The following is a 9336-nucleotide window of genomic DNA, read 5'->3' on the forward strand; positions in this document are numbered from 1 at the left end:
TACAAGTGGCGTTTTGTATATGAGGAGCAAGGTTTTAAAACGTTTTATCTGATAGCAAATGATGAAAAAGACAACATAGCGGGCATATTCCCCTTTGCAAAGATCCCTATGTTTCTGAATGACAGCATACATTCAATGCCTCTTGGAGGAGCTTATGGCGGGCCGCTTAGCAGAAGCGCTGAAGTTATAACTGCATTAATGAAGAGAATGGATGAAATATGTCTTAAGGAGAATGTAGCATGTGCTAACATTCTAATGAATCCTCATATGGATAATACCGAATTAATTAGACATTGCAGGACTGTGGGTTATAAGCCTACATATACTGCCGATAAATCTCCTAATATTTTTGTATTAAATGCGTTGGATTATAAGATTGTCTGGAAATCATTTGATAGAATGGTGAGAAAGGCTATAAGAAAAGCAAAAAGAGAGGGAGTCTTCATAATAAAGAATGACTGGAATCTCATGGATGAATACTATTCCATACTGATAAAGAACAGGAAGAAGATTAAAACAAAAATTATGGATAAAAAAATATTTTACGAGAGATTCAATCTCTTTCGGGATTATACAGATTTATATATTGCTGTATACAAAGGCAAGCCTATAGCAGGGATGTATTGTTTTGATTTTAATAACATCAGGTATCTTTTTGATAATGTTTCTATTCCTGAGTATATGAAATATCGTCCGAATAACCTGCTATACAACGAAATGATAAAAGATGGTTGTGAAAAGTCGGATATTGATATAATTGATTTCGGAAGCACTGCTCCAAAATCATCGTATTTCCGATGGAAAAAACAGTATGGAGGAACTCCAGTGCCTCTTCAATACTATGAGAAAACATACAGCCCTGTAAAGAAATTTATAAGAGAGAAGACTGTAAGACCGCGTGTTATGATTAGAAGACTGATATGGAGCAAACTGGTTTCGCAGGAACAGGCAAATAAAATGTCACCTAAAATGCGCAAATTTCTGGAATGGTTCTAAATTATGAAGGCTGTAGTATCTATCCCAACATATAATGAAGCGGAAAACATAGAAGGTCTTGTGTATCAAATATTAGATCTACCTGTGGATATAGGGGTGATAATTATAGATGACAATTCTCCTGATGGCACTGGCAAAATTGTTGATAGACTTCACATTGAATTTCCGGATAGGGTATATCATCTGCATAGAGAGAACAAAGCCGGGTTTGCTGCAGCTCATAAAGCAGGGCTGAAATATGCTCTTAGGAATACAGACGCGGAATATATATTAACAATGGATGCTGATTTCTCACATGATCCCAAATATATCCCAGAAATGCTGACTAAAATGGAAGAATATGACGTAATTATCGGGTCTAGATATATTGAAAATGGAGGGACTCAGAATTGGGGCATAGGTAGAAAACTGCTGAGCAGAGGGGCAAATATATATGCTAGAACAATATTAAGTCTTTCTGCCGGGGATTGCACAGGAGGATTCAGATGTTTTAGGAGAAAGGTTGTTGAACATATTGGTATAGAACATTTGTATTCCCATGGATACGGATATTTAATAGAGACATTGTTTAAATGTCAGAGAAAAGGATATAGAGTAGGGGAAATTCCAATAATCTTTGTAGATCGCCAGTTTGGAAAATCAAAGCTGTCAAAAGCCATTGCTGTAGAGGCGTTTTTCTTAGTCTTAAAGTTAAGGATTAGGGGAGAGAAGTGAAGATATTATTAATAAATCCTCCCAAATACGACAAAAGGCTCTACACTCTCAGAGATGAGATATGTTTTCAGAATGTCAAATACGTACCTTTTCCTCTCAGACTTGCACAGGTTGCCAGCGTATTAAAACATATTTCTGATGTTCAGGTTATTGATGCAAATGCGCTTGAGTTAGGCTGGTCGGAACTTGAGGAGCAAATGCCTGAATGTGACGCTGTGATATTCCAATCAGCAGCTGGCTTGATAGCGCATGATATGAAAGTAGCGGATATTGCAAAAAGAAAGTTCGGGAAAGATGTTAAAACGATTCTTATAGAAACTGTGCTAGCTCCTATATATCCGGAGCGAATGTTAGAGGATTTTATGAGTTTAGATATAATTGTACGAGGACAGCCAGAAGTAGTTATACCGGACATAATCAAAAACATAGAATCAAAGCTTAGAAATGTAAAAGGTATAGCGTTTAGAGATGTGAGCGGAAAGATTGTTGCAACAGACTCTGCCAACATCATGAACTCATTAGATGAACTGCCGTTCATGGCATACGATCTATTTTCGATGGACAGATATTCAATTGGCTACTTAGATCTTCCTTTTCACGAGAAACTGGTTCCCGGGATTAGAATAAGAACTACAAGGGATTGCCCATATGCATGTCCTTTTTGCATAATAGGCTCAAGCAGATGGAGGGGATATGACCGCAAGTGGAAAGCAATGTCTTCTGAAAGAGTGCTTAACGAGCTGGAGTATGTTGTCGATAAGTATAAGATTTATGGATTTTTTTTCTGGGACGAAACCTTTACTCTTGATCAGTCCCGTGCAGAGAAAATATGTGATGGAATAATAAATAGAAATCTCAATCTCCAGTGGCGCTGTTTAACCAGAATAGATCGTATTAACCAAAATCTTCTCTGGAAAATGGCTAGAGCAGGATGCAAACTCATAGAATATGGCATAGAATCCGGAGATCCATCAGTCAGGAAAGATATGCAGAAGAATTTCTCAAATCAAGAAGCAATTAATGCTATTAAACAGACAAAGGAGGCTGGTATAAAGGCAAACTGTGACTTAATAGTAGGTATGCCCTGGGACGACAAAAATACGCTGCATAGAACGTTTGAGCTTGCAAAGGAACTGGATGCTGATAATATCCATCTCACAATGGCGTTTCCTTATCCAAAAACGCAACTTTTTGACATCGCAGAGAAAGAGAATTTGATCGCTGCAAGCGATATATATCCGCTTATAGTTGGGAAGCGGGTGCGTGTCGGAGCGCGCTCTGTTATGCAGACTAGAAGATTATCAGTCGATGAGCTTGAAAAAATCTGGAAGAAGATGAGAAAGGGAATTAACAGATATTATATATTTAAGAATGTCATTAAAAGACCTTCTGTAATTAGAGATATTTTGAGAAAACGAGGGTTTCCCGCAATACTGAAAGGGATGCGCATGCTGGTAAAGAACACATAACTTATGTAGGAGCTATATATGAAACTTTCTATTGTTGTGCCTGTGTATAATGAGAAAAATACCATACTTAAGATTATAGAAAAAGTAAAAGCTCTGGACGTAGAAAAAGAGATAATAATTGTTGATGACTGTTCTACAGACGGTACACGTGAGATTCTAAAAGAAAAACTGGACGGCAAATATCGGGAGGTAAGAATTTTTTATAATATCTCGAATCAAGGCAAGGGAGCAGCTCTGCGTACAGGCTTCAAGCATGTTAAAGGCGAGATTATAGCAATTCAGGACGCTGATTTAGAATATGAGCCTGAAGAGATTAAGGAGCTGATAAAGCCTATTACTGACGGGTTTGCTGATGTTGTTTACGGGTCAAGACTATCAGGAGGCAAGCCTCAGAGAATGTATCTCTTCTGGCACTTAGCAGGGAACAAATTCCTGACACTAATAACAAATTTGCTGTACAACACAACAATTTCCGATATGGAAACATGTTATAAGGTTATGACAAAAAGAGTTCTGGATTCCCTTAACTTAAAGTCAAGGCGTTTTAACATAGAACCTGAAATTACTGCAAAGATATTTAAACAGCACTACAGAGTGTATGAAATGCCAATCTCTTATTATGGGAGAGATTATTCGGAAGGGAAGAAGATCTGCTGGATAGATGGTTTCTCTGCGATCTGGACATTAATAAAATATCGCTTTATTGATTAGATGAAAAGAACTAGTTTCCTGCATTTTAAGCTGTTGATATGCATCCTGATTTTCTATCTCATTATTATTGGCACTATTGCAAGCCGCTATGATTTTAATCTTAGCTGTTTTGTAAATTTAGGAGAAAAAAGTTCTTTAGTTACAAAAAAACTGGTTCCTCCAAATTTTGTAATTATGAAAAATATTAGTGGATACGATGGACAGGCGTATTATTATGCAGCATCTGACCCTTTCATAAAGACAAATTTTCACCGTATAGATTTAAAAAAATACCAGCGTTTTCTTTACCCCTTTTTGGCATATATACTGGCTCTTGGCAATAAGGCTCTTTTGCCCTTGACCCTCTTGATTGTTAATATAATTTCAATTCTGGTAGGCACTCTGTTTTTATCAATAATTCTCAAAAAACACAATGTGAGTATCTGGTATGCTTTAATTTATTCTTTGGGAATAGGTAATATTGTAGCTTTTCAATACAATTTAACAACCCCCCTTTTTCTATGTTTGATACTAATAGGAATTTATTTTTATGAAGAGAAAAAAATAGCCTCAACAGCTCTTTTCTTTTCGCTTGCACTTCTTACAAGGGAAATTGCAGGGCTTATAATATTAGTTTTTTTAATGTATGAATTTTTTGAAAAAAGGTATAAAAACAGCTTTGTAATCATTCTATCCTTCATACCTTTCATTCTTCTTCAATTTTTTCTGTATCAGAGGCTTGGCGAAATACCCATTCTTGGTTCTTCAGGACATATTACCCTGCCCTTTGCTGGTATAATACAAGAAATAAGCAGTATCAACCTGAGTGGCGGAGGTATTAAACACATACTTAGAGAAATAAGTGTTATCCCGTATTTCTGCTTCGTGATGTTAGTTCTTGCTGTTTCCATAGTAAAACTTTTAAGAAATAAGAATATATACAACTGGAACTTGTTTGTTCAGGCGTTTGTACCTATTTTTATGTGCTTCTCTATCTGGGAAGCATCAGCCGCAGCAACAAGAATAACATTTGCCATTTTCCCTTTTATGATTCTGAGCTACGCAAAAGACAGGGATAAGCTTTCAAAGTATCTGTTTATCGGAGCAGGACTTCTTACAGTTGCAGTCATTATCCGAATACTCTTCATAAGTCCAGTACATCCGTATTACCTATCCTGATTTTTTAACTGTTTTTTTTGCCACAGGCTTTTTCTTCTTTGCTTTAGGTTCTTCTTTCTTTTTCCCAACCTTTTTTTCCAACTTTTTTTTCTCAACTTTTATTTCTGTTTTTTTAGGCTCTTTAACAGGTTTTTCTGCAACCTGTTCATTTTTTGGAACCTCTAATGCTTTTAGTATGGTATCAAGTTTTCTGTTAAGTTGCTCAAATTCTTTTATAAATTGTTCAGGTTTATTTGATCCGGAATCTCTACTGCTGAATCTTCCCGAATCTCTTCCTCCGGATCTATTATAACTTCCTCTATCAGGTCTTCTTGAATCTCTATCACCATATCTGCTGGAATTCCCGGTTTTTTCAAAACAATCACTGCAGTAAACAGGTTTACCTTCAGTGGGTTTGAAAGGGACTTCACATCTCTTACCGCATTTGTCGCAGGTTACTTCATGCATCTGCTTTTCAAAGCTGCGTTTTCCAGAATCCCTTCCGCCAAATCTTCCAGAATCTCTTCCTGAGTCTCTTCCTGAGTCTCTTTTGCTAAATTTAGCATATCGATCAAAGTCTCTCATACTGCCTCCTCATTAATTATAGATTTATTAATTATATTTCTTCGTTCATGCTTGTGCATGGCGGAGAGGCCGGGATTCGAACCCGGGGTGGAGTTACCCCCACAACTGCTTAGCAGGCAGCTGCCTTCAGCCGCTCGGCCACCTCTCCTGGATAAATACTGATAACGAAGTTCTGGCGGAGGGAGTAGGATTTGAACCCACGTTCCGTTGCCGGAAAACGGTTTTCAAGACCGCCGCTTTCAGCCACTCAGCCATCCCTCCGATCTTTATTTAATAAGATTCAGTCCTTTCAGGTACTTGTAATAATCACTGTCCGTTGTAAGGATTATTGTGCTGTTCTCATCAATGGTCTTTTTATACGTCTCAAGGGTTTTTAAGAATGAATAAAACTCAGGATCCTGGTTATATGCCGCGGCATAGATGCCTATTACCTCAGCATCCGCCTTGCCTTTTAACCCCTCAGCCTGCCTATATGCTTCAGATGTAATTAGTTTGAGTTCCTTTCCTCTCTGTCCGTCTATTTCAGCGCGTCTGCCCTGTCCTTCAGAGCGATATTGTTCAGCAGCGCGCTTTCTCTCGGAAATCATACGATCATAGACTTTTCTCCTTACATCTTCTACATAATTGACCCGCTTAATTCGCACATCAACAAGTTCTATGCCATACTTGGGAGCAAGTTCTTTTGCATCGTGTAAGATTATCTCCTCTAATTTGTTCCGGCCTACTTCTATGCGTTCAAGGGCTTCGTCAGTAATTATTACGTCTTTCCCCACTTCTTTCACCTCGTCTACAATGCGATTGGAATTTCTTACTGTCTCAACAAGGAGATGCCTTGTAATTGTATCCCTGGTTGCTGAATTGATAATGTCATCAATCCTTGCGTGAGCTCCCATCTCATTGTTCACTGACTGCAGAAATTTCAACGCATCAACAATCTTCCAACGCGCAGTAGCATCAACCCAGATATATTTTTTATCATTGGTGGGAATCTGATTGGGATCGCCATCCCACTCAAGAAGCCGTTTCTCAAAGTAACGCGCTTTCTGAATAAATGGTTTTTTAAAGTGCAGTCCTGCGTTTGTAATTGGATTACCAACAGGTTTGCCAAATTGGGTTATCACAACCTGTTTCGTCTCATCTACAACATACATCACACCGCTCATAGCTATAAGTATTATTAAGATAATTAAGGCAATAAATACATTCAAAAGCTTTTTCATTATTTTACTCCTCCTTTTTGTCCAAGATTAAGCAGTGGCAATATTGAAGACTGCTTCGGGTCAATTATATACTTTTCTTTTGCATTAGGTAAAACCTCCATCATTGTCTCTAAGTAAAGCCTTTTTTGGGTTATATCCGGGGCTTTCTTGTATTCCGCTAGTACTGTCGAGAATCTCTCTGCTTCACCTTTTGCTCTGTTTATTTTGTCCAGAGCGTATCCTTCAGCCTCTCGTATTGTTTGCTCAGCCTCTCCCTTAGCTCGCGGGATAATCTTGTTATACGCCTGCCGCGCCTGGTTGATTACCCTCTCTCTTTCCTGCTTCGCCTCATTAACCTCGTTAAATGCAGGTTTTACTTCATCAGGAGGATTTACATCCTGAAGTTTCACAGTAACAATCTGAATCCCTGTTTCATACTTATCCAATATCTTTTGCATCTCAATATGTGCAAGGTCATCAATCTCTTCTCTCTTTGTGCTGAGGACCTCATCCACGCTGTAGTTACCTACGAACCTCCGCATCACTACCTCGGAGATATCACGTACATTATCCTCAGGATCTCTGGTATTAAAAAGTAGTTGTACTGGATCTTTTACCCTGAACTGCACAATCCAGCGCACATCAAGAATATTGAGATCGCCTGTAAGCATCAGAGATTCATCAAGATAAGAACCGGTTGAATATTGGGTTCTTACTCCTGAACGAAGAGTCCTCACGCCAAACTCCTGTTTAAATATACGCTCAACTTTTACAGGGATTACCTTGTCTATTCCAAAGGGCAGTTTCATATGTAATCCTGATCCGACTGGCGGAGCAATATATTTGCCGAAGCGCCGCACAACGCCAACCTCATCCGGGCCAATGGAATAGATTGCGCTTTTTAGCAGTATCAATATAAACAGTCCAACAACTATAAGCGGAACTACTCCTCCAAACTTACTGAGCTTTTGCTTTCCCAAATTAATCATGCGTTCTAAATCATCCTGACCATTACCACCGTATTCCATAACTTCTCCTTTTTATTCTATAATCTCCATCCCATCCATGTAGGGCTGGAGAGCTTTGGGGATGGAAACACTTCCATCTTCCTTTTGATTATTTTCCAGAAGCGCAACAACAGTTCTTGCAAGAGCCACACCAGAACCATTTAAGGTGTGCACAAACTCTACCTTTTCTGTCTGTTTTCTTCTGAACCTTATATTAGCACGTCTTGCCTGAAAATCCTCAAAATTACTACAGGAAGAAACTTCAAAATACTTATTTTGTCCAGCTCCCCATACCTCAATATCATAGCATTTTGCTGCTGCAAATGAAATATCTGTTGTATTCAGCACAATAACCCTGTATGGAAGCTCCAATTGACGAAGTATGGTTTCTGCGTTTTCAAGTAAAGATTCAAGCTCATCATAAGAGTTCTCAGGTGTTACAAACTTTACCATTTCAACCTTATCAAACTGATGTACCCTATTAAGTCCTCTGGTGTCTTTCCCATAAGAGCCGGCTTCTCTTCTAAAGCATGGAGAATACGCTGTATAGCAGATTGGCAAATCATCCTCTTTTAATACCTCGTCTCTATGTATATTTGTAACAGGTACTTCTGCAGTTGGTATGAGAAAAAAATCGTCTATCTCGCATCTATACATATCTTCTTCCATTTTGGGCAGCTGCCCTGTGCCTATCATAGAAAGCCTGTTTGCTATAAAGGGAGTTGATACTTCTTTATAGCCATGCTTTTTTGTGTGAATATCAAGCATAAAATTTATAAGCGCTCTTTCAAGCCTAGCGCCCGAGCCCTTGTAAAGACAAAAGTGGCTGCCTGTTATCTTTGAAGCTCTCTCAAAATCCAGTATATCCAGACGTTTTGCAATTTCCCAGTGAGTCTTTGGAGCAAAAGTAAATTTTGGTATTTCCCCCCATTTTTTAATCTCAACATTGTCCTTTTCTGACTTGCCAATTGGCGTTGTCTTGTGTGGAATATTTGGGACAAACAGTAGCTTTTGTCGCAAATTTTTATCTACTTCTCCCAAACTCTCATCTAATTTCTTGATTTTTTGGGATATGACTCTTATTGCAGTTTTATATGCATCTGCAGATTTGCCCTCTTTTTCAAGTCTTGGAATTTCTGAAGAAGCAAGATTCCTTCGTTGCTTAAGGATTTCCGCTTCTCCAAGTAACAACCTTCTAGCTTTATCAATGGCTAATATTTCATCAATATCCACTGACATATTTCTGTTTTTTACTGCTTTCTTTACACAACTCGTTTTTTCTCTTATAAATTTTATATCCAGCATGATATTAACTCCCACAAAACTGTTCCGCATTATGAACAACATTTAGGGCTTTGTCAATATTCTTATTGAAAAGTGTCAGATAAAATTTAAAAGTGCACAGTTTTTAAGCGATTTAAGTTTTAAAAGTGCACACCTAAAAAGCCCCCAAGAATTGGGGGTTTGGGGCATACGTGTTAAGTTAAGCGATGCATTTTCTGATTATGGGTTTCTCAA

General features: G+C 38.2%; 9 protein-coding genes and 2 tRNA genes. 5 read left to right on the forward strand and 6 right to left on the reverse strand.

Going from position 1 to position 9336, the window contains the following annotated elements; all coding sequences use genetic code 11:
* The 5 genes from KKC91_07340 to KKC91_07360 form a co-directional block, all read left to right on the forward strand.
* On the forward strand, positions 1-996 hold a 996-nt coding region (locus KKC91_07340; protein MBU0478365.1), incomplete at its 5' end, for a GNAT family N-acetyltransferase.
* A gap of 3 nt (positions 997-999) precedes the next feature.
* A complete protein-coding gene (locus KKC91_07345; GenBank protein ID MBU0478366.1) occupies positions 1000-1710 on the forward strand; it encodes a polyprenol monophosphomannose synthase in 711 nt (236 codons plus the stop codon).
* The gene (locus KKC91_07350) at positions 1707-3179 is read left to right on the forward strand and encodes a radical SAM protein (protein MBU0478367.1); all 1473 of its coding nucleotides are present in this window, start codon (positions 1707-1709) and stop codon (positions 3177-3179) included. Before KKC91_07345 ends, KKC91_07350 begins: the two co-directional genes overlap by 4 nt.
* A gap of 18 nt (positions 3180-3197) precedes the next feature.
* A complete protein-coding gene (locus KKC91_07355) occupies positions 3198-3890 on the forward strand; it encodes a glycosyltransferase family 2 protein (GenBank protein MBU0478368.1) in 693 nt (230 codons plus the stop codon).
* A complete protein-coding gene (locus KKC91_07360; protein ID MBU0478369.1) occupies positions 3891-5048 on the forward strand; it encodes a hypothetical protein in 1158 nt (385 codons plus the stop codon).
* On the opposite strand, the gene KKC91_07365 is transcribed toward KKC91_07360, so the two are convergent.
* The 6 genes from KKC91_07365 to serS all read right to left on the reverse strand — a co-directional run bounded on the left by KKC91_07365 (position 5040) and on the right by serS (position 9123).
* Complete coding sequence (locus KKC91_07365; protein MBU0478370.1) at positions 5040-5612, reverse strand: hypothetical protein; 573 nt, start codon at positions 5610-5612, stop codon at positions 5040-5042. The genes KKC91_07360 and KKC91_07365 overlap by 9 nt on opposite strands.
* 58 nt (positions 5613-5670) lie before the next feature.
* Positions 5671-5760: transfer RNA gene (locus KKC91_07370), tRNA-Ser, on the reverse strand.
* A gap of 25 nt (positions 5761-5785) precedes the next feature.
* Positions 5786-5873, reverse strand: a tRNA-Ser gene (locus KKC91_07375).
* Positions 5874-5878: 5 nt separating this feature from the next.
* Positions 5879-6832 carry a protease modulator HflC gene (gene hflC, locus KKC91_07380; protein ID MBU0478371.1) on the reverse strand — a complete coding sequence of 318 codons (954 nt, stop codon included), beginning with the start codon at positions 6830-6832 and terminating at the stop codon, positions 5879-5881.
* A complete protein-coding gene (gene hflK, locus KKC91_07385) occupies positions 6832-7839 on the reverse strand; it encodes an FtsH protease activity modulator HflK (GenBank protein MBU0478372.1) in 1008 nt (335 codons plus the stop codon). Before hflK ends, hflC begins: the two co-directional genes overlap by 1 nt.
* A gap of 12 nt (positions 7840-7851) precedes the next feature.
* A complete protein-coding gene (gene serS, locus KKC91_07390) occupies positions 7852-9123 on the reverse strand; it encodes a serine--tRNA ligase (GenBank protein MBU0478373.1) in 1272 nt (423 codons plus the stop codon).
* Between the last annotated feature and the right edge of the window lie 213 nt (positions 9124-9336).

It is taken from the genome of bacterium, assembly GCA_018812485.1.
Lineage (GTDB): Bacteria > JAHJDO01 > JAHJDO01 > JAHJDO01 > JAHJDO01 > JAHJDO01.